This is a genomic window from Psychrobacillus vulpis, assembly GCF_006861825.1.
GTDB lineage: Bacteria > Bacillota > Bacilli > Bacillales_A > Planococcaceae > Psychrobacillus > Psychrobacillus vulpis.
On sequence record NZ_VDGI01000013.1, the window covers coordinates 18,269 to 39,766 of the forward strand.

General features: G+C 34.1%; 26 protein-coding genes and 1 pseudogene. 22 read left to right on the forward strand and 5 right to left on the reverse strand.

Annotated elements, in window-relative coordinates; genetic code table 11:
- Positions 1-28: 28 nt before the first annotated feature.
- The 3 genes from FG384_RS12250 to FG384_RS12260 all read left to right on the forward strand — a co-directional run bounded on the left by FG384_RS12250 (position 29) and on the right by FG384_RS12260 (position 2,986).
- Positions 29-1,504 carry a protein adenylyltransferase SelO gene (locus FG384_RS12250; protein ID WP_142642894.1) on the forward strand — a complete coding sequence of 492 codons (1,476 nt, stop codon included), beginning with the start codon at positions 29-31 and terminating at the stop codon, positions 1,502-1,504.
- Positions 1,505-1,729: 225 nt separating this feature from the next.
- On the forward strand, positions 1,730-2,404 hold the full coding sequence (locus FG384_RS12255) for a hypothetical protein (protein WP_142642895.1): 675 nt from the start codon (positions 1,730-1,732) through the stop codon (positions 2,402-2,404).
- Between the two features lie 162 nt (positions 2,405-2,566).
- Positions 2,567-2,986 carry a hypothetical protein gene (locus tag FG384_RS12260; protein WP_166462442.1) on the forward strand — a complete coding sequence of 140 codons (420 nt, stop codon included), beginning with the start codon at positions 2,567-2,569 and terminating at the stop codon, positions 2,984-2,986.
- Positions 2,987-3,040: 54 nt separating this feature from the next.
- On the opposite strand, the gene FG384_RS12265 is transcribed toward FG384_RS12260, so the two are convergent.
- On the reverse strand, positions 3,041-3,913 hold the full coding sequence (locus FG384_RS12265) for a LysR family transcriptional regulator (RefSeq protein WP_142642897.1): 873 nt from the start codon (positions 3,911-3,913) through the stop codon (positions 3,041-3,043).
- Positions 3,914-4,032: 119 nt separating this feature from the next.
- Between FG384_RS12265 and FG384_RS12270 the strand changes: the two genes are divergently transcribed.
- From FG384_RS12270 to FG384_RS12280, 3 genes are all read left to right on the forward strand, one after another.
- Positions 4,033-4,932, forward strand: a complete 900-nt coding sequence (locus tag FG384_RS12270) for a DMT family transporter (RefSeq protein ID WP_142642898.1) — start codon at positions 4,033-4,035, stop codon at positions 4,930-4,932.
- Positions 4,933-5,020: 88 nt separating this feature from the next.
- On the forward strand, positions 5,021-5,731 hold the full coding sequence (locus tag FG384_RS12275) for a class I SAM-dependent methyltransferase (RefSeq protein WP_142642899.1): 711 nt from the start codon (positions 5,021-5,023) through the stop codon (positions 5,729-5,731).
- 24 nt (positions 5,732-5,755) lie between these two features.
- A complete protein-coding gene (locus tag FG384_RS12280) occupies positions 5,756-6,118 on the forward strand; it encodes a YybH family protein (protein WP_142642900.1) in 363 nt (120 codons plus the stop codon).
- A gap of 98 nt (positions 6,119-6,216) precedes the next feature.
- On the opposite strand, the gene FG384_RS19840 is transcribed toward FG384_RS12280, so the two are convergent.
- On the reverse strand, positions 6,217-6,378 hold the full coding sequence (locus tag FG384_RS19840; RefSeq protein WP_205961791.1) for a hypothetical protein: 162 nt from the start codon (positions 6,376-6,378) through the stop codon (positions 6,217-6,219).
- 104 nt (positions 6,379-6,482) lie between these two features.
- Here FG384_RS19840 and FG384_RS12285 point away from each other — a divergent pair, with 104 nt between their 5' ends.
- From FG384_RS12285 to FG384_RS12330, 10 genes and pseudogenes are all read left to right on the forward strand, one after another.
- Positions 6,483-7,511, forward strand: a complete 1,029-nt coding sequence (locus FG384_RS12285) for an LCP family protein (protein WP_142642901.1) — start codon at positions 6,483-6,485, stop codon at positions 7,509-7,511.
- Positions 7,512-7,533: 22 nt separating this feature from the next.
- Positions 7,534-8,085: a GNAT family N-acetyltransferase gene (locus tag FG384_RS12290; protein ID WP_142642902.1), complete on the forward strand. Its 552-nt coding sequence runs from the start codon at positions 7,534-7,536 to the stop codon at positions 8,083-8,085.
- Between the two features lie 512 nt (positions 8,086-8,597).
- Positions 8,598-8,852: a CPBP family intramembrane glutamic endopeptidase gene (locus FG384_RS20435; RefSeq protein ID WP_142642903.1), complete on the forward strand. Its 255-nt coding sequence runs from the start codon at positions 8,598-8,600 to the stop codon at positions 8,850-8,852.
- A gap of 34 nt (positions 8,853-8,886) precedes the next feature.
- Positions 8,887-9,384, forward strand: coding sequence for a YjdJ family protein (locus FG384_RS12300; RefSeq protein ID WP_166462444.1), 498 nt, complete (start codon positions 8,887-8,889; stop codon positions 9,382-9,384).
- Positions 9,385-9,565: 181 nt separating this feature from the next.
- A pseudogene (locus tag FG384_RS12305) lies at positions 9,566-10,189 on the forward strand (sugar nucleotide-binding protein); the annotation flags it as partial.
- A gap of 129 nt (positions 10,190-10,318) precedes the next feature.
- Entirely contained in the window at positions 10,319-11,065 is a 747-nt protein-coding gene (locus FG384_RS12310) for an aminoglycoside phosphotransferase family protein (protein ID WP_142642906.1), read from the forward strand.
- Between the two features lie 85 nt (positions 11,066-11,150).
- Positions 11,151-11,534 (forward strand): IolE/MocC family protein, encoded by a 384-nt coding sequence (locus FG384_RS12315; protein WP_142642907.1) that lies wholly within the window; start codon positions 11,151-11,153, stop codon positions 11,532-11,534.
- On the forward strand, positions 11,531-12,175 hold the full coding sequence (locus tag FG384_RS12320; protein WP_142642908.1) for an HAD family hydrolase: 645 nt from the start codon (positions 11,531-11,533) through the stop codon (positions 12,173-12,175). The genes FG384_RS12315 and FG384_RS12320 overlap by 4 nt, the downstream gene beginning before the upstream one ends.
- 109 nt (positions 12,176-12,284) lie before the next feature.
- Positions 12,285-12,716, forward strand: coding sequence for a hypothetical protein (locus FG384_RS12325; protein WP_142642909.1), 432 nt, complete (start codon positions 12,285-12,287; stop codon positions 12,714-12,716).
- Positions 12,717-12,935: 219 nt separating this feature from the next.
- Positions 12,936-13,415, forward strand: a complete 480-nt coding sequence (locus tag FG384_RS12330; RefSeq protein WP_142642910.1) for a GNAT family N-acetyltransferase — start codon at positions 12,936-12,938, stop codon at positions 13,413-13,415.
- Positions 13,416-13,677: 262 nt separating this feature from the next.
- Here the strand turns inward: FG384_RS12330 and FG384_RS12335 are convergent, their stop codons facing one another.
- Positions 13,678-14,031, reverse strand: coding sequence for an HXXEE domain-containing protein (locus tag FG384_RS12335; protein ID WP_240793415.1), 354 nt, complete (start codon positions 14,029-14,031; stop codon positions 13,678-13,680).
- A gap of 327 nt (positions 14,032-14,358) precedes the next feature.
- Between FG384_RS12335 and FG384_RS12340 the strand changes: the two genes are divergently transcribed.
- Positions 14,359-14,826, forward strand: coding sequence for a 2-thiouracil desulfurase family protein (locus tag FG384_RS12340; RefSeq protein WP_142642911.1), 468 nt, complete (start codon positions 14,359-14,361; stop codon positions 14,824-14,826).
- Between the two features lie 611 nt (positions 14,827-15,437).
- Here the strand turns inward: FG384_RS12340 and FG384_RS12345 are convergent.
- Entirely contained in the window at positions 15,438-16,628 is a 1,191-nt protein-coding gene (locus tag FG384_RS12345; protein ID WP_142642912.1) for an MFS transporter, read from the reverse strand.
- Positions 16,629-17,134: 506 nt separating this feature from the next.
- Between FG384_RS12345 and FG384_RS12350 the strand changes: the two genes are divergently transcribed.
- The 5 genes from FG384_RS12350 (at position 17,135) to FG384_RS12365 (ending at position 20,418) form a co-directional block, all read left to right on the forward strand.
- On the forward strand, positions 17,135-17,632 hold the full coding sequence (locus FG384_RS12350; protein ID WP_142642913.1) for an LURP-one-related/scramblase family protein: 498 nt from the start codon (positions 17,135-17,137) through the stop codon (positions 17,630-17,632).
- A gap of 238 nt (positions 17,633-17,870) precedes the next feature.
- A complete protein-coding gene (locus FG384_RS12355; RefSeq protein ID WP_142642914.1) occupies positions 17,871-18,827 on the forward strand; it encodes a hypothetical protein in 957 nt (318 codons plus the stop codon).
- A 246-nt stretch (positions 18,828-19,073) separates the two neighbouring features.
- Positions 19,074-19,865, forward strand: a complete 792-nt coding sequence (locus FG384_RS12360; protein ID WP_142642915.1) for an alpha/beta fold hydrolase — start codon at positions 19,074-19,076, stop codon at positions 19,863-19,865.
- A gap of 111 nt (positions 19,866-19,976) precedes the next feature.
- Positions 19,977-20,144 carry a hypothetical protein gene (locus tag FG384_RS19845; protein WP_166462445.1) on the forward strand — a complete coding sequence of 56 codons (168 nt, stop codon included), beginning with the start codon at positions 19,977-19,979 and terminating at the stop codon, positions 20,142-20,144.
- On the forward strand, positions 20,116-20,418 hold the full coding sequence (locus FG384_RS12365) for a DUF4362 domain-containing protein (protein WP_142642916.1): 303 nt from the start codon (positions 20,116-20,118) through the stop codon (positions 20,416-20,418). The genes FG384_RS19845 and FG384_RS12365 overlap by 29 nt, the downstream gene beginning before the upstream one ends.
- Before the next feature lie 181 nt (positions 20,419-20,599).
- Here the strand turns inward: FG384_RS12365 and FG384_RS12370 are convergent, their stop codons facing one another.
- Entirely contained in the window at positions 20,600-20,860 is a 261-nt protein-coding gene (locus tag FG384_RS12370) for a hypothetical protein (RefSeq protein ID WP_142642917.1), read from the reverse strand.
- Positions 20,861-21,498 lie beyond the last annotated feature (638 nt).

Sequence of the window (21,498 nt, forward strand, 5' to 3'; positions counted from 1 at the left end):
ATATGATACAAAAAGAACAGGAGATACGATGACAAAAAGAACAGAAACAATAGAAGCGGGATGGAACTTAGATAACAGTTATTCCCGTCTGCCGAACTCATTTTTTACTACCCTCAATCTTAACCCTGTAAATTCACCGAAGTTGACCATTCTCAATTATCCGTTGGCAACATCATTAGGGTTGAACGTGCAGGCACTGGAAAGCGAAGATGGGGTTGCAGTACTTGCGGGCAACCAGATTCCCGAGGGTGCTTTGCCTCTTGCACAAGCTTATGCGGGGCATCAATTCGGGCATTTTAACATGTTAGGAGACGGCCGGGCTATCCTCTTAGGAGAACATATTACCCCCGAAGGCGAGCGGGTTGATATTCAACTAAAGGGTGCAGGTAGAACACCATACTCACGCGGCGGAGATGGTCGTGCGACACTTGGACCTATGCTACGTGAATACATTATTAGTGAAGCAATGCATGCGCTTGGAATTGCTACGACTCGCAGCTTAGCAGTGGTGACAACAGGTGAATCCGTAAGACGTGAAACCAACTTGCCTGGTGCAATTTTGACCCGCGTAGCTGCCAGCCATATACGCGTTGCGACTTTTCAATACGTTGCAAAATGGGGAACTGTGGAAGAACTCCAGGCTCTAGCTGATTATACATTGCAACGACATTTTCCAGGAACCGATGCTTCCTCGAATCGTTATCTCTTCCTACTCCAGGAAGTGATCAAGCGTCAAGCGGAGTTGATTGCCAAATGGCAACTAGTTGGATTTATTCACGGGGTGATGAACACGGATAACATGTCTATTAGTGGAGAAACCATTGACTATGGTCCTTGTGCATTCATGGATGCGTATGACCCAGAAACGGTATTCAGTTCTATTGATATTCACGGTCGCTATGCTTATGGCAATCAACCTCGTATTGCTGGATGGAATCTCGCGCGATTTGCTGAAAGCCTATTGCCGCTGCTTCATGAAAATCAAGAGGAAGCTATCAAGCTTGCTCAGGATGCAATCTATAGTTTTACGGAGCAGTATAATACCAATTGGTTTGCTGGAATGAGGGAAAAATTAGGTTTATTTGACGAAGAAATACAGGATGAATCATTAATCGAAGAACTTCTAGATATGATGAAGAAGTATGGTGCTGATTATACTAATACTTTCCGCGCATTAACTTTTGATAAGCTAGAAGATACGGTTTTGTTTGGGGTCAAAGAATTTGATCAATGGTATGAGAAATGGCAAGCAAGACTAAGCAAGCAAACAGAATCACAAGCTTCCTCACATCAATTGATGCGAGACAGCAATCCAGCGGTAATACCTCGCAATCACCGTGTAGAAGAGGCACTAGAAGCCGCGGTGGAACATGGAAACTACAGTGTGATGGAGCAATTACTTGCGGTTCTTTCAACTCCCTACGCTCACTCTCCCGAACAGGCAGATTACTGCAAACTACCTGCACAATCAAATAGTCCTTATCAAACCTATTGCGGAACGTAAACAAGTATGAAGACTTTCTATATAAGTGGAAAGTCTTCATACCCTAAATAATTCTATGTAAATAGCGAGAGAGTTCTAGAAGAAGCAACATTTAAGGATAAGGATTTTAATTAATTTCCTATTTACTTGAGTTTTTTGATTCCTATTGGGGATCTTAAGTAAAAAAGGAGAGTAAATATGATAAAAAGTTTTTATATAAGTTGTTTTATTCTGTTGATAATTTTCTTGAATACGGAAAAGGCTTATGCAAGTGACCGCGTGGTGCTGTTAAGCATACCATCTGATATATGGTATAAAAGAGTCTATCTAATAGCCGATAAAAAAAGCTGGATGGATTATGAAAATTTTACCGTTCAAATTGGCGACCGAGGTGAATTTGTTTACAATTTTCCCGATTGGTATCATGGAAAGTACGAACCTGCATTGTATAACGAAGACATAAGCGGTGACTCATTAGAAGATGTAATCATCGTGTTAAACAATGATAAAGCTGGTATTGGAAATCCTCTTAGAGACATTCATATCCTAAATCAAATACGTGATCCCTATCAAAAATATGTCGAGGCTCCAGTAGAACCAATCAACTTAATCACGGATCGGCTTGTGAAAATAGAGCAACATGGTAATCTCGTGAGGATTCTTGCAGATAATAAGAAATATGAAATCGACATTTCCAAGTATGATTTCTCTAATCCTCGTGATCCGTACGTCAGTATTGACACCATAGAATATTCTATCGAAAATGGAACTCTAATAGGGATTGTAAATGTTTATGTAGTAAGAGATGACAGTGTTTATGGAGGCTATCTTGGTCATTTAAAAATTGATTACTTTTGGGCCGGGCAAATGTATAAAGCGAAGTCGATTACATTTAAAGAGCATGAGCCTGAAAAAAATTAATAATCAAAACATAGTGACTACCAGACAGATAAATAAGAAGGTGGGGTACCTAAAATCAATACATTAAGGATATCTTTACTCATTTTTACTTGTCTATTGTTAGTTGCTTGTAGTAATACTTCCGATATTGAAACAGAAGAAGATAACGTGCAGAATAGGCTAGTGGCTAGTGAAAAGAACCTGCCAACAAACTTTAACGAAATAGCATTAGAAAGAAAGGAAGTTCCTCATTTTCAATATTTGGTGAGCAGAGTATACGACCAGGCTCAGTTTAAAGAAGCTTGGAACTATTTTGGATTTAACGAGCAAATACCAAAAGTTCATTTTGAAGAAAAGGTTCTCCTTTTTATCGGCCTCTATGAGTCTGGTAGTTGTCCATATGAATTAGAAAATATAAATACAACCATAGAAAGTAAAGAGATGACTATTTTTTTATCTGAGACGGGAGGTGATTGCACTGCTGATGCAACACCAAGATCATTTGTAATAGAGCTTGATAAAGAAAGCTCGAATCACATAAAAAATGTAGTAATCGTCCAAAGTGGTGTAGAGACGACTGTTCCAATTATAGACAGGAAATGAAATAATGCACTCTTGAGAGGTCGCTTCCACAAAGGTTATTGAAAGTGAACGAAGCTACTTCGATTGTAGGTGGTTTTGAACATAACTTAAAAATTTTTTTGTCGCAGGAGATACATGCCTAATAGAACTGACAGCAATCCCAAGAGAGCGATAGCTCGGTTCCTCTAGCTCTATAATTCGAATATTACGTTGTTGTCCGCGTAGAACAAGTTCAGGGAGAATACTTATGCCTAGTCCCTTTTCCACCATTGCCATAATGGCATAATCATCCCCAGCAGTAAATTTAATATCCGGTTTAATAGAAGCTTTTTCTAGTATTCGATTGATATCATCATCTCCACCTTTTCTAGGCATAATAAAAGCCTCTTTCTCAATCTGAGATAACGTAAGTCTAGTTTCGGAACTTAAAGGATGATTGGTAGGGAGTAATACTACCATTTGGTCTTTGTGCAAAGGTATTATGTCCATCATATCTCGTGTTGGAAGGGATAAAAAACCACAGTCAATCACCCCATCAGAAATCCAATCCTCAATCTGTCGATAATCCCCTTCGAATAATTTGATTTCAATACTTGGATAATCCTGTTGAAAATCCTTAAGTATATCTGGTAACCAGTTAACGGAAACACTTGTAAAGGTTCCGATGTGGATCGTTCCTATTTCTATGCCGTGGATAGAAGCAACTTCCTGCTCTAAATGTTCATTCCATTTCAATATTTCTCGAATGGTTTTTAGCACCTGTTCTCCATTCATCGTTAATTTCACCCCGGAACGGCTTCGAGCAAGTAATAAAAATCCAAACTCTTGTTCCAAGCTGGAAATAGTATGACTCACACCCGATTGTGTGTATCCCATCATATCTGCCGCTTTTGTAAGACTTCCAAGTTCAACTACTTTCATTAAAACTTTGTATTTGCTAATGCTCAATGTTAAACCTCCATTATTTTTTACATTAGTTTTACTCATGTATCATATAAGAAACATTCGTTTTACTTGTTTATTATAGCTTAGTATACTGAGTTTGTTTAAACAAGGAGGTTACTAAAATGAAGCCAATTAAGGCAGATTTATTGATTTTATTAGTTACAATTTTCTGGGGTTCATCTTATCTTTTTATGAAAATGGGGCTGAATTCCATATCAGAATTTAACTTAATCGCGCTCCGATTTGGATTGGCTTTTATACTTGCGGCATTTATCTTCTTCCGACGTTTATTGCAAGTTAACTTGGAAACCTTAAAATATGCAATGCTTTTGGGTTTTCTCTTATTTATGGTTTTTACATCGATCACATATGGATTAAAGACAACAACAACATCCAATGCAGGCTTTTTAGTGAGCTTAACAGTTGTATTTGTGCCGCTAATTAGCGCAGTTGTATTGAAGAAGAAGTTAGAGACAAGATTACTGTTTAGCATTATGTTAGCGATTATAGGTATAGGTTTTCTTACTATTCAACTACCTTTTAAAGTATCCATTGGCGATATATTATGTAGCGCAGCAGCATTCTTTTACGCTATCCATATTATTGTTACAGGCTTCACAGCACAGAAAGTAGATGCATTAAATCTTGGCATCTTACAATTGGGGTTCGCCGGATTATTCGGGTTAATATTTTCCTTAATCTTCGAAACACCTACATTGCCAGGTTCAAGGGAAGGTTGGTTCGCCATCCTCGCACTAGCCATCCTGTGTAGCGCTTTGGGATTTATTCTTCAAACCGTAGCACAAAAATATACATCTCCATCCCGAACAGGACTGATTTTTTCCCTAGAGCCAGTATTTGCAGCTATATTTGGATATATATTTGCACAAGAAATCATGTCGATTAAGGAATATGTAGGGGCTACTCTAGTACTCTTTAGTATCATCTTGTCCACTGTAAAAATGAAGAATAATCATTTAGGAGATGTGAAAGAAGGGGTAATAGATGAAAAGTACATTTAATAAAAGTTGCTTTAGAAAGGAATTCTGATCTTTCTTATCGAAAATAATTATATAGCGATTAAGTAAATTCATTAATACGAGGTGAAATATGAATAATAGAGTGAGAGATGCCTACAATAAGCTTTCAAATGATTACGAACATAACGTCGATACAAAGAGTGTTTTTAACACTGAATACGAAAGACCTGCGATGATCCAATTACTTCCTTCAGATCTAAAAAATAAGACAGTTCTTGATGCAGGGTGTGCAGCTGGATGGTATACGAATCAATTAGCCAATTTAGGTGCGATAGTAACTGCAACTGATATTAGTCCAAAAATGGTTGAAGCCACTAAAAGACGTGTTGGAGAAAGTGCCGAAGTATTGTGTTTAGATCTAGAGAACAAACTCCCTTTTGAGGATGAATCATTCGATATTATTGTAAGTTCTTTAGTCCTTCATTATATTGAAGATTGGAGCAAGCCTTTTAGTGAGTTTCGTAGAGTATTAAAACCAAATGGGAAATTGCTTTTTTCCACTCATCATCCTTTTATGGATCATAAATTGTCCAATAGTGGGGATTACTTTTCAAATGAGTTTATTATTGACCAATGGGAAAGAGAAGGGAAATTGATAGACGTTCCATTTTATCGACGCCCCCTACAAGAAATATTGAATGAAACTAGTGAATTTTTTACCATTGAAAAGGTAATTGAACCTCAACCTACTAATAATTTTAAAATAAGAGAACCTGAAAAATATGAAAGACTCATGAAAAATCCACATTTTCTAATAGTAAAAGCATTGAAATCTAAATAGAAATATTTATTCGGAGTGATAATTATGGAAATTTTACACAAATACATTGAAGCAACAAATACCCATAAGTTCGACGAAGTTTCAAAAATACTTCATCCAAAAGCTACTTATTTTTTCACAGATCGAAATTGTACAACGCACGACGAAATAAGGGCATACTTTGAAAACGCATGGTCAGTGGTAAAAAACGAACATTATGAAGCACAAAATGTGGAATGGCTACATACGGGAAGTAATTCCGCAACTTGTATATACACATATTTTTACGAAGGGTATATTAATGGAAACTATACAAGTGGCCGTGGAAGAGCAACCAATGTCTTCGTCAAAGAATCAGAAGAATGGTTGTTAATCCATGAGCATTTAAGTCCCTTGCCATCGAACTAATTTTCTTCTCAATATGAAAAACATCAGGTAATCATTCCTGATGTTTTTTTGTTAAGCAGATTCAAAGGGGGCTCTGGGCTAAGCGTGATACGTGCAAATTAAAGAGTGAACGCAAATTCGTAAGCGTTATCCGCAAGATCAGATGTGCTAATCGCAAATTCACCCGTCGTAATCGCAAACTGCGATGCTCTAACCGCAAATTCATAAGCGCCATCTGCAAGATTAGACTTGCCATGTTCAAATCCACTCGCCATGTGCAAGTCCACCCGCTATAATCGCAAATTATTGAATATTCATATACATGTCGTTAATTTATATGTATAATTTGGATTAATTATATTTTATTAGTAAATAAGGAGTAAATATGGATAACTCTCGTCGTAAAACACGTAAATCTATGAAAAAAAGAAAAACTTTATATACTGTACTTGTCATTTCCATGGTTTTATTGTCAGGGATTATCGTTTTTGCAATTAATCTGACTTTAGAGGCGAAAAACGCTGCAAGTAAGATGTATGTACCTTTGGAGGGGGATGAAAAAGAAAATTCGACAAATCTTGATCATGTAAAAATAGAGGAAGCTGCATTTACAATTTTATTAGCAGGTATTGAACGCCAAGAAGAAGAAAAAAACGGTCGTTCGGATATGCTAATTGTAGTAACGGTTAATCCAAACACAGAAAAAATATCGATGGTTAGCATTCCTCGTGACACAATGGTATACATAGACGAAATAGGAAGAAAAGAAAAAATAAACCATGCGTATTCTTATGGTGGCATGAACTATACGATTAATACGTTGGAAAAATTATTAGATATTCCAATAGATTATTACGTTTCTACTGATTTTCAAGGATTTCAAGATATTGTTGATACAGTTGGTGGTGTCGACGTGGATGTACCATTTACAGTTAAGATTCAACTTGCAGATACTATGAAATGGAAAACATATACAAAAGGACCGATGCATTTACAAGGTAATGAAGCACTTGCATATGTTCGTATGCGTAAAAAAGATCCTGAAGGCGATAAGGGACGCAATACGCGTCAAAAACAAGTTATTCAAGATATTATAAATAAAGCCACTAGCGTGAGTAATATCACAAAAGTTGACGATATGATTAAAGATGTTGGTGAGAACGTGAAAACAAATATTCCTTCATCAGAGTATTTTGGATTAATGAAAATGTATCAAAAAATAAAAACATCCCCTATTGAGCAATTTCAACTCGAGGGTTATGATGAGCGGATTTATAGTGAAATCGAAAAGCAAGATATATGGTACTTCTTTCCTCATGATGATTCATTAATAGAATTAAAGGAAAAATTGAAACTAAATCTTGAAGGCAGCGAACAAAATGCACCAATTGAAGTCAACCACAAAAGTAATTGATTAGAACGAGGAGAGTAATACATTGAAACAAGAATTTCCTGTAATTGAAACAAACAGATTAATTTTAAGAGAAGTAACTAAAGAGGATGCTCATGACATGTTTTTATATTTGTCTGATAAAGATGTTGTGAAACCTATGGGGCTAGAACCTTTTCAAACAGTTGAAGACGTATGGGATGAAATAAAGTGGTACAAATCCATTTATGAAGAAGGTACAGGAATTAGATGGGGTATTACATTAAAAGATTCTGGAAAAGTAATTGGAAGTTGTGGTTTTCTCAATATGATTCCTAAACATTACCGCGCTGAAATTGGATATGAATTAAGTAGAGAATACTGGGGAAGAGGAATAGCTAGTGAAGTATTGGAAGCAGTCGTTCACTATGGATATAAACACTTTCAGTTAGAAAGAATAGAGGCTTTAATTGAACTTTCTAATATTCAATCACAAAAATTAGTAGAAAAAAATGGCTTTACAAGAGAAGGTTTGCTTAGGCATTACGAATTTGCTTGTGGTAAATTCGAGGATTTATATATGTACTCAATTATAAAAGAAGATCTTAAGCTTATATAATTTAAATAGGTCAAACAACTTCATGGAATCAGTAGTTAACATAAATTAGCGGTGCATTACTTCACGTAGAAGGTAAGCACCCTTTTCTTATATATAGGGGAAGGATACTTGAAAAGCAAGGAGGAATAAAGTTTTGAATTTGAAAAGGCCTATTTTAATTAACTATGTAATATATTTTGTTTTACTAATTGTAACGGGATATGTAATTAGTTATTTCTCAAATAGCCAGTCACTATTTAATGGTTATGGTTCAATGTTATGGCTAATTACTTTTTTAATCTTAAGCTTCAGTTTTAGCCCTATCCGAGAACTAATAATTCCATTAATTAATGGGAAACCATTAACGAAACTAACCACTTATTTTTATATTATGTTTGCTACGATAGTTCCATATTTATTGCTAAAGCTACTTGTTAAATATGAGATACTGATTGACCGTAATTTACTTATTTCTTATAAACTTGGACTATTAAGAGGGCTGGATTTCTTTGGACTTATAGATGTAATGATATTTGCTCCAATTTGGGAGGAAATTTTTTTTCAGAGGAATATTATTATTTACTTTATCAAAACTTATAAAGCCTGTTTGGGCAATTGCTTTTTCTTCGGTAATATTTGCACTATTCCATCCAATGTATCTGATAATTGCATTTGTGAGTGGAGTAATTTTATCTACTATGACTTATAAGACCAAATCGTTAATTCCTTCGATGATTTCATATTCAGTGTGGAATTTATATGCGGGAAAACTATTTCTTTATTTCTAGATTATGAATAATGGACTCTATTGGAGGCGGAAAAATGACCTTTAACATTTTTATTCAATCATGTATTGCTTTAATGTTCCTTGTATTTTCTACTGTAGCATCATGGTATGAAGGAAGTAAAATATTACATCTCCCTTGGGAATGGAAATATACGGCTATTTTTTCAAAGGTAGTGAATGGCCCAGTGGAGAAAGCAAGTGATATTTTACCAATAGACCATTTTGTATATGCGGCTAAATTTGCACCTACATTTCCTATAATTATGTTACTTAGTAGTACGTATCTTCTGATCCTTGTAGGTTATATTCTATTCAAACATAACGATAAGAAGTTTTCGTATTTTCTATCTTCAATTGGTGTTTTATTCTTAGTATTAAGTGGTTTCGTATCAAATTCTCCAACAATAGGCTTGAAATATTTTTTCACTATTTTTTTGTTTATTGGAATTATATCAATAGTTATTGCGTTGATTAGAATTTTTCAGTACATGACAAAAGACCAAATAAATAAGGGGTCTATTAATAATTATTAAATATATCTATAAGAAGGACACATAACAAAGGGGAGGATTAGGATTAATAGTGAGAATACTCATACTAGGAGCGACTGGTTTTTAGGTTCGACTATATTTGGATTGAGTTCAAAGATACATAATTTCGTAGTACATGATACTTCACGTTATTCAAATGAGAATATAAACTCTTCAAGTAGATGTAACTGATAAACGATCAATCGAAAAAGTTATCAAGCAACTTGAACCAGATGTTGTAATCTGGTCTCTTATGAATGGAGAAAAAGAGAATGTGCTAATAGATATAGGTCTTACAAATGTATTGGCAGCTATCCAGAAGGATACCAAACTTATTTACATTTCCACGGATGCTCTTTTCGTAGATGGTATTGGTGATTATATTGAGGCTGATCAAAAAGGCTCGCTTCCTAAAGATGCTCCTTTATCTACTTACGTTAATGCTAAAAGGAGGGCTGAAAGCATCATTAAAAGGAGACACGTAAATCACGTAATACTCCGGACCAGCCCTCTTTATGGTGAGGATTTCAATCAAAACATTGAACAGCGAACACAGAGAATTCTTATTCAAATTAAAGAAAAGCAATACACGGAAGCAACCCAAAACTTATATAAGACATTTGTTCACGTCCATGATCTAGCAAAAGCGATTCTTGAAATATCCGTTAAAGAATATACTGGAATATTACATCTTGGTCCTATGCAAAATGAAAGCTATTATACCTTTTATAAAAAGCGATTGAAGCAGCTTGGATATGATAATAGCGTTATACAACCGCATTTTATCAAAGAAGGAGAAATTCCGTAACTACCACTCGATACTTCCCTTAATACACAAAAAGCCAATAATTTACTTGAAACTCATTTTCGAAATGTTTAGCATTGATATTTTAGTTCTGTTATATACATTAAGAGTAAATGTAGGGAGAGATAGCGAATGGACTTAGGTTCTCCGATAGCAATGGGAAATACAGCCAAAATATATCTTTGGGAAGACAGGATTATTAAAATATTTAATGACTATTTACCAGTTTCGGAATCTTTATATGAAGCAAATAAGCAAAAATTTGCCTACTCATGTGGACTTTCTGTCCCTAAAATATTGGATGTCACAGAAATAGATGGGAAACAAGCTATTATTATGGAATATATTAATGGAAGAACAATAGGCGATATCCTATCTGAAAACATGCAACAAGCAGAATATTACATGGGTATTTCCATTGATGTACAACAAAAAATTCATCTGGTTGTTGCTGATCCACTTGAACCAATGACTGAAAAATTAAAGCGTCAAATTGAAGTAGCTCCACAATTGGATGAAAGACATAAGTCTAGTCTATTGAAAAAATTAGAATCTATGGTATTCGAGAAGAGACTTTGTCATGGAGATTTTCATCTTTACAATTTGATTATGTCAAATAACGAAGTGACAATTATAGATTGGGTTGATTCCAGTGCAGGAGACATTCGTGCCGACGTTTATCGGACGTATCTTTTGTATTCACAGTTTTCAATGGAATTAGCTAACATGTATTTACGACTTTATTGTGATAAAAGTGGATTGTCAATGGAGGGAGTTTTTCAATGGGCTCCGATCATTGCAGGGGCAAGATTATCTGAAAATGTATCATCAGAAAAATCAAATCGTCTTTTGGATATAGTGAATCACTACTGTCCTTGATAATTATCTCGATAATTAGGTGAGTTGATCCAGGAAGGATTAACTCTTTTTTTGTAGAACTTATTGTACTAAAGGGGAATCAGGATTGATGAAAAAATCGATACTATTAATATTCATTCTACTATTTTTATCATTCTTAAGTGGGTGCAACCAGTCCCCCAAGATAGATATCGCGGAGTCATTAACTAAGTCAGAGAAACAATTCAAAATGTCAGATGGAATAGAATGCGTGTCGGCATTTGATGGAGACTCGGTTAAGTTTAGACTCCTTCTTGAAGTGAAGCCTACAAAGAAAGAAGCAACTATATTATTTGAAAAAATATTAGATACTATAGTAAGTAATTCAAACACCCCCGATACGTGGGATTTCTACAGTGCCGAATTCGATTTGTCGTATGAGAATAGCATAATATATGAAGGCAATAAAGAAGCGGGTAAAAGTTTAATAGTAAAGGAGGTATCAAAATGATTCAAATAAGAAATGAAGTGAAAGTAATTTTCTTTGATGCGGGTGGTGTCCTTTTTGATACTTTTTTAAAGGGAGAAGACAGAATTAGATACATATTAATGGAGAGAGGTTATCAAAAATCAAAAATCGATGCTGCAATTATAAAGGCAAATCAAAATAAAATACCTTTCATTACAAATTGGAGTGAAGAAGAACAATACTATAAGCGATATTATGGAACTATTGCAGAAGAACTTGGAGAAATTGAACTAACAAATGAATTACTATTCTTTACTCATTTTGCTGGTCACTGTGAACTGTTTCCTGAAATAAAAGGCTTGCTTGAAGAATTAAGTAAACAGTACAAATTAGCTGTTATTTCAAATGCGATGCCAAGTATGGACTGGATATTTGATAGGTTAGGAATTCGTAAATATTTTGATTCTATTATTCTTTCTGCCTTTGTAAATGAAGAAAAGCCAGGAGAAGCAATCTATCATATCGCTCTTAACCATGTAAAAGCCAAAAAAGAAGAATGTATATTTATTGATGATAAAATTGAAAACATCGAAGGATCCGAAAGAGTCGGGATAAGAGGACTTCACTTAGATAGGGACAGGGTCGATTTGTTAGAATTATTGAGAGAACAACATCTGATCTAAAATCCCATTAAATAATCCATCTAATTCTATTGTGATTCATTTAAAACGTATCAAGACAAATAAAGAGTTAGATATGAACAAAATAATTTTTATAACAGGGGGAGAGATTTTGATTAAGAGGAAAGTTATAACTTTTTTCATTGCAACCATTTTGTCGATAACGTTCATCTTGATTTTTGTCTTTGGCGAATGGGAAAGACCTCTTGAGTTGATACCTATGATTGGGATATATAGCTTATTATTTTCTCCTATTATATTTATTTATGGTGTACCAATTACATTTTTATCAGATTATATAACCAAACGTTTCATAGGAATTAAAAGAGGAGTTTTTGCACTTATAATTCATTTGTTTTTTGGAATGGTCTATACATTTATCTATGGCCTTATATTTGAATCTATTGATTTCTTTACAGAGTTTAGAAACTATTGGGTAGGAGAAGGAGAACTAAATTTTATCGCAGGTATCGTCACTTCATTCTTCTTTTGGACGGTGGATGAAGTTCTTAGACATATTATACCTAAACCAATTTTAAAATAATTCTTCTTCAACTAAAGGATGGTTTAGATGATGAAGAATATGGGCTGCTGAGACAGCCCAGCAGACGAATACTTTATTTATCGTATTCTTTTGCTAGATATATCAAAGAAATATATGAGAAAACAAAACAGCAACAGAGCTTTACCTATTTATTGTTGTAATTCAAGTAGAATTATACCCATTTATTAGAGAATTGAATAAGTGGAAGGAGTGTATAAAATGAAATTATTTATTGAAAAAATGAATGAAAAAATGGCTAACGACATACTTAACTGGAAATATGATAAGCCATATGATTTTTACAATAACGAATTAACGGATGAAGAGATGAAGGAAAGGCTCGATGGTTCATACTTCGCACTTGTTGATGAATTTAATGAATTAATTGGATTTCTTTGCATTGGGGAAACTGCTCAAGTACCCATTGGAAACCAATTTGGTGTTTATACAGATAATTTTGTTGATATGGGACTTGGTATGAATCCGAAACTTGTAGGCAAAGGTAACGGTTTTGAATTTTGCTCATTTATTATTAAATTTATTGAAGAAAAATATAAAAGTACTCCAATTCGATTAACTGTGGCAAAATTCAATCTAAGAGCCATCCATCTATATGAAAAGCTTGGTTTTGTAATGGAAAATGAATTTAGTACCGATTTTGCAGAATTTATTACAATGGTTAAAAAAGACAACTTATAGGGATATAAAAGAATTTCTTTTTAACTCTTTTCTCTTATTCAATTAGAAGAGTAGGTTAGTTTGTGCAGTAAAATAATAAGTTGATATCTATTAGTAAATGAAGTCATTACGTGGAAGATTATTTTTATATGTCTACCTTTTGGTTTGCTAATAATTCCTGTTGCTTTATTTGCTCATTGGATAGGCAAAAAGGTTATATAATATTAATTAATTCAAAAAAAGTTTCCTTAGAGTGGCTTTTTTATTTAGAAAAATTAATAGTTTACATTTCTATAATACGATATAACACTAAACTGTATGGAAGTATGATTATTATTGATGTTATCGCTCCTGGAGTTATGGAACGGAAAAATATTGCTTGTCCAATATGAGTAAATGCATGGATGAAAAAAGTTAATGTTACTGTTGTAAAAAAATAGATATTAGCAAATGCGCCGTGAGTTACAAATTGGATGGCCATAGTGGTAGAACTGCTTACATATAAAAAGATAATTAATACTGCAAAAGCAAATTGTGCTGTGGACATGGAAAATTGTTTAACTACCCGATCAGCTAATTTTTTGGGCAATCTTTTATAAACTTCCCCTACATTCTTATTTAGCCAATTTTCTATCATAATAATTTCTTCGAAGTCATGAAAAAATAAATAAAATAGGAAACAACCAAATAAGTGTTTGAAGGTTTATCCATATATCCATACTACTACCTCTTTCAATATTATTTTACTTAGTCTAAAAAATGATGTTTTATAACTATTATACCAATTTTTACATATTTAGTTTATTTATAAAGTGAACACTACGACCGAAATGTGTAATAGAAGAGAAGGTGTTTGTTTAACTAACGGGGCAGTTTAGTTGAACAAGAAATAATAGGTTAATTTATCTGTTGGAATAGTGTTAAACTTATTGTATTCTTATTATTTATTATTGGGGTGAAAAAATTGATATTAGTCAGTTCTTGCTTAGCAGGGTTAAAAGTTAGATATAACGGGACAGATAGTTTAGATAATAGAATACAAAAACTTTTATCAGAAAATAGAGCTATTACTGTTTGTCCTGAACTACTTGGAGGTTTTTTAACTCCAAGAGAGCCTGCTGAAATCGTTGGAGGAGATGGGGAAGATGTATTAAATGGGAAGGCAATAGTTATTGAAAAGTCAGGTAGAGATGTTACTGACCTATATATAAACGGAGCATACGTTACATTAAAGAAAGCTCAAGAGTTGGGCGCAACAACAATTATCCTTAAAGAATATAGCCCATCTTGCGGTAGTTCTATGATTTATAATGGCGAATTTAAAGGAATTAAAGTTCCTGGTATTGGTGTTACAACAGCTCTACTTAGAAGAAATGATTTAATAGTAATTTCTGAAGAAAATCTCACTGATTTTTTGGATGGGATACAATGAATCTTTTTGAACTATAGGGGGGCTTTACTTGAAGATTATTGAGCTATTTGGACAGCTCTTTTTTCTTCTCCAACTAAAGCAGCAGGTTAGTTGAATAAGAGAAAGTGAGTATTTTTGTCACACTTGACACAAAAAGCGTCAAAAAAGAGCATCAAAATTCGATGCTCTAATATCAAACATAATTACCTAATATTCACAGGAATTACCCCCTCTAATGTGGAAAATATCGAACTTAAGGGGGGCAGGTCTGTTTAAGTCAATATGCTTTATCAAATCAATGAACTGGTGTACGTTCCTTTTTCCTATCAATATTGTAAGTGGAAATAGAGAAAAAATAAGTAGTATCGATTAATAAAGAAGCGAAGGGCGTCCAAAATTGTATTTCGGACGCAAAATTGTATAGAATAGTCACTGTTAATATAAAAGCGAAACCCAATCATAGTAAGCGGTATTTATTAAAGAAGCATCAAAGAGCAACTAAACGTCTTTGATACTTCTTTTTTCAATTTTTTATAAAGGGATTACTGTAATATCATTAATTATGGCATGGAAAGATTTTGGTTCTTCTGGAGATACCATAGGTAGCATGCCAAGCGTTTGTTGCTTCCCTTTTATGCTGATTTCTTTTGTTTTTGATCTAAACGATGACTAAAGAATGTTAGCAGACTTGCACAGACTGCAACTATCCCACCGACCCATGTTACATTCATTAAATTCCCTTGATGGTATACAATTCCGCCTAATGCAGAACCAAAAGCGATACCTACGTTGCTTGCCACTGGCATAAGCGAAGCAGCGAGTCCTGTTGCTTTTGGCTGATAAATTCCGGCGAGGTCTATTAAATAAAGCTGAGTAGATGTTGTTAAGAGGATGGCCATTAACGACATCAAGCCAATGTTTGCCAGTCCTAAAATAAAATGATTTGTAGTCCAAAATAAACTTGTCAGAACAACTGCCTGCACGAGAAAAACAAACCGAAGGCGACCGATTGCATTGTGGCTGGCAATTTTACCGGCGAGGATGTTGCTGAAAATCGAGATAAATCCGTAACCAAATAAGATTAAACTAATTGAATTATTTGGTGCTTCCATTCCCTTCAAGATAGGAACAAGGTACGTAAAGACGGTATAAGTTGCGCCAAATCCGAGAGCAGGAATGAAAAAAGCCATCAAAATTCTTGGATTGGTCATTAAAGAAAACTGATCCCGTATCGAACTGCGTATTTGGCTGAGTCTAGTAGGCAAGACGAAAAATGATGCCAAAAACGCCAATCCTCCTAGGAAAGTAGTTAACATGAAAGTGGCATTCCAGCCGTACGATTCGGCAATGACAACACCAATTGGCACTCCAACGACATTTGCAAGTGTGAAACCACCAAAAACGAATGATATAGCAAGTCCGCGTTTTTTAATGGGCATTGTTTCACTTGCAACAATCATAGCTAGAGAGATTAATACTCCTGTTACAATCGCTGTCATAATCCGAAGTACTAGAAGCATGATGTAGCTTGTCGAGATTATACACAAAGCATTCAGGACGATGAAAGAACCTATCAAAAACAACATCCATTTACGCTTTGGAAAATGACTTGTTGCTGACATCACTAGTGGTGTGGCGATGGCAAATGTAATTGCAAACGCAGAAACGAGTGTGCCTGCTTTTGCATTTGTCATATGAAGACTCGACGAAATATCGGTTAAGATTCCGACAATAACAAATTCGCTTGTCCCGAGAACAAATGTTAATAAAGAAAGTGTTAAGATGAGCAACCAATGTCGCTTGGATAATTTTGTGTGGTGCATAAATACCTCTTTTCTTAGATGAATGTAAATGTGTCAGATAGTTGATACACGACCTAAACATCTTACCATAAAATATTATTGCGAGAAAAACCCTTTCTTATCAAATAGAGTTTAATGGATTACCAGGATCAACAATGCTACGGGAGTTAGTAGAAAACTATTTAAGAAAGCACATTTCTATTGATAATGCTATTGTGGCAGTAGGTATTAAGAAAATTAGTATGTAGAAACCTTATTTAGTTACAATACGGTCAACCATATCATAAGTAAATGAGGTTTTCCTATGTTTTGAATAGAATAGCAAGGTATGCAATCTTCAATATTTGCATACTTTTTTTGTTAAGAAGGTATTTCGATATAATGTGTAGTATATATATAATGAATATATTATTTTTCTCTTTAGCAAATATTTTTAAACAAAACACAAAAAAATCCACTTCAATCACTATTGATGTCTATGATGAAATCAACGCTTTATTAATATGCAATATCGAAGGAGGCGTAGTATGAAGCAACTTTATATAAAGCAGAAGGTATTCAGTATAAGTGGCAAATTTACGGTAAAGGATCAGCAGGAGAAGGATGTTTATTACGTGGAGGGCAGTTTTATGCAAATTCCAAAGACTTTCTCCATTATGAATACAACAAGAGATGAAGTTGCACTTATTACAAAAAAGGTGTTTAGCTTTTTACCTAAGTTTTTTGTTGAGGTGAATGGTCGAGAGGTGCTAACGATTAAGAAGGAGTTTTCTTTCTTAAAAGCACGCTATACTATTGATGCTGCAGACATTGAGGTACAAGGTAACTGGTGGGATATGGATTTTCAGGTCTTACAGCATGGTGAAATCGTCGGTAAAGTGAACAAGGAGTGGTTCACTTGGGGCGATAGCTACAAGGTTCAAATATTTAATGAGGAAATGGAGGCAATCATTATTGCGTTTGTTGTCGCAATTGATTGTGTGAAGGCTGACCAAGCAGCTGCTTCCTCTGCAGCGGCGACTTAATGTAAGAACCAGAATAGTGACTAAGAAACGTATCATAAGTAAATGTTATGAAAATATGTTTAAATGATGTAATGAAAAATTAGAGGATAAACAACTTGTAGTGTATAAAGATATTCATAATGAAAAAAGAGAGGTTTATCAAAATTTATGTTTTTATAAAAAATAAGGGTGCTTCTACAAGTTTTATTATCGGAATTTTTTGTCAAAATAAAAAATAGAGACAGGGGTGACAAATACAATGGATCAAGAAACGATTCACAACCAAAAAACACCAAAAAAACCGTACATAAAGCTATTTCTAGCGGCTGCACTGATCATTTTAGTGATAGGTGCAATACTTGTATCGACGAACTTATTGAATACGGAAGAGCCACAACAATTAGCAGACCCTTTAAGCTTTCGTATGTTTGATGATCGAACTATAGAGATCACAAAATATGAAATGTTTTATCGAGATAACTTTTTGTATTCTAAAGAAGCTGTTGAATTTTTTAGTTTAAGTAAGACGATCGAGAAATTTGCACTTTTCTATCATTTAGAGCAGCATGATTACAAATGGGATGAAGAGAAACGTGATTTTTTCAGAGAGCGTATCAAAATGGAGCTTGAATATGACAAGAGGGATGCGAATTTAAACGCATATTATGAAAAGATGTTTGCTACACTGAAGATTACAGAGGAAGAATATATTGAATATTATGTATTAGTAAACAGAGAGTTCGAAATGCTCTATCAAGATTTATTTAATAAAGGAATCGGCTTGGATGAAACAGGCGCATACCCAAGTGGAGAAGTGGCAATGGCCTATAGTAATCTTATGGGGATTACAGAAGATGAGATGAACGAGCTTGCAGAAAAGATTCCTGAACGACTCAATCCGATGGAACCACAGCCAGATTTGCCTTTTATTACAGATGATTTTGGGTTGAAAGTGACAACAAATGCACAAGGGGAATATATTTTTGTAGAAAATACGTATTTGCCTATTTACCTTGATGAACCGTATAACGATATATTATACGAATTGAAGGGAAAGATTGTGAAGGAAGAGTTAACGCGCTATTCCATAAAGCGCTATCGGGAGGCAGTGGCATCATACGAAAGTGAAGATGCGCAAAAAATGAAGTCAGTAAAAGAACTCGGCTTAATGTTAGAAATTTTAGAGCGAACAATAGAAATGGAATGGGAATTATGATGTCATGGCTTAAAAATATTCTTTAACTAATAAGGGCAATAGTAAAAGGGTAGCGTCATTTAAGACGTTGCCCTTCATTAAATAAATGTACCTGTGACTAAGTTTGATGTCCTTATATTCTGTAATATTTAATTGCAATAGATCTATTTGTGTCTATATACAATCTGAAAAGGAGTCTTATGAAACCAATAGCTTTTAACATACGTAAACAAAGTTAAAGAAAATTAAACAAAGTGAGGTGTCCCAGTGAAAATAGTTAAATCTATAATGGAAACATCAAAAGGAAGATTACAATATAATCTTAGTGGAAACGGAAAACCAAATATAGTTTTGATTAACGGTGGTTCAGGGCCGATAGAAGGCTGGATGAAAATACTGCCGGAAATTTCGAAATCATCATCAGTATTTTCATATAATCGTTTCGGTGTTACTGGTAGTGATAAGCCGAAAGAATCACAAGACGGAATAACGATTGTTAGAGTTTTACGTGAAGCATTATCAATAGTAGGATTTGAGCCTCCTTTCTTATTAGTTGGACATTCGCTAGGTGGCTTATATGCAAATTTATATGCCCGGCTCTACCCAAATGAAGTAGCAGGAATTGTCTTTTTAGAATCCAGCCATCCGAATGATATAAGCCTTAATGAATATCAAGGTAAGACAGTTAAGGCAATTAACAAGATGTTTAGAATGTTTGATTCCTTGTCATCACATAAACAATTCAATGAAGTAAATTTTGTGAAACAAACTGTGGATAAAATTCAGCAAATAGACACTTTCCCTGAAATACCTTTATTTGTTATTACAGGTGGACGAGAAAGTAGAATGGTGCCAGAGGACGTTCGAAAAAAACGTATAGAGAATCAATTGGAACTACTTTCATTGTCAAGCAATAGCAAACATATTATCGCAAGAAACAGCGGACATTTCCCGCAATTATCAGAGCCGACCATTGTCATTGAAACTATCAAAGATTGTGCAAAGCAAATAAAACAGACGCATCGGAGTAGTACATTTATGCTTAAGGGTGCATTTTAGAGATGCTTAGATTGCGCTTTCTCTATTGAACAACGTAGCAAGTTAGTTGAATAAGAGATGTAACATACTTTAAGGAAGAAGAGTCTAATTGCAATGAGGGGGAGTATAGCCATGAAAATAGTAAATTTTATATTTAATTTATTATTAATTACGCTCTTAATTGCAGGTTGTCAAAATACAACAAACAAAATTCAGGAACAAAATGATATTCAAGATTACAAACCTTCATCAGAAGATGTAGTAGATATGCATGGGGATATTGAAAATAAAGAGATTTAGTGAGTTTCTAAATAATGTTGAAAAAGGGCAGAAGGATAATATTAGAGTAGTTAGATATACAGAAGAGGGTGATCCAATGCTTCATGATCTTGAATTTGATGGTGAAGTCATAAAATCCACAAGTGACACACGAAGAGATAAATTTGGGGAAGGAAGCATAAATAATACGACTTGTACCTCAATCGAGGAGGTCGAAACTACAGAAAGAACTGATTACATTCTTGAAGGTTGCGAGAATATTATAGATAATGTCATTTTAGTCACTTGGAAATAGTGGGGACATCTTTCTTAAAAAATACTCTATTAATGTAAATGTGAAGAAATGAACTTAAACTAAGGGTGGTTTTAGTTTAAGAACGCGGGTTGCTTAGGCAACTCTTTTTTTATTGAACTAACGGGGCAGGTTAGTTGAGTATATGAAATTATAGATCATGAAAACTAACATTTTTTTGAAATTAAAGTTGTTTATAAATATTGAGTAAAGAAACAACAATAATTACAGTCCCACATATTAAATAGATATAAAAAGATTTTTTGTTATTTATTTCGGTATTAGAAGATAGAATAAATGATATTCCTAATAATAAGAAACCCATATCAAAAATGAATGGTAGAGACTTAATAGAAGACGAAAAGAAAGTTGGAAGCATTAAACCAAGAGCTATAATACTTGACATTAGTGAATAAGCTGCGTATTTACTATTTGGTCTTAACATGTTTTTTCCTCTCCATTCTGTGCTATTGCTAAAATTTGTAACTAGCAAAGTACACCTCATTTGCCAATGCTTTTATGCTGAAATTACTAACAAAAGGCATATTTGTAATACGAACCATAAACTGAAAAGTTTCATTTTTCATTTTTTTATTATTAGCCCATTTTATTCTTTGTGACGATTATTACTCTTACTCGTCTAAAGGGGCAGGATAGTTCAATAAGGTAAGATGGACTTTACAATATTAATTGTTTAAAATTGGAAGTAATGAGGGGTTTGGGGGGAATTGTACTTATTGAAACATTAGGAGGTGTGCAAAATAGATAAATTCACGAAAGGGTTTATATCTTCTTTTATATTGGGGCTTGTAGGGCTAATAGCAGTATTTTTCGTGGAATATATTGCAAGAGTAACTGGTGAAATGAATCGAAGCATATTGTTAGTTAGCACTATAACTATATTCATTTTAATTCTTTCTTCGTTATTTAGTATTGTTAAAGCTAATTCAAATAGAATCAAAAGGGAATTAGTTCTCTCGGCATTTGTTGCAATGATTCCTTTATCAGCTTTAGTAATAAATGGGTTAATTTTTACTGTTTATTTTGTAGGCAAATAAAGAGGCTAACGGGTGCTTAGTTTAA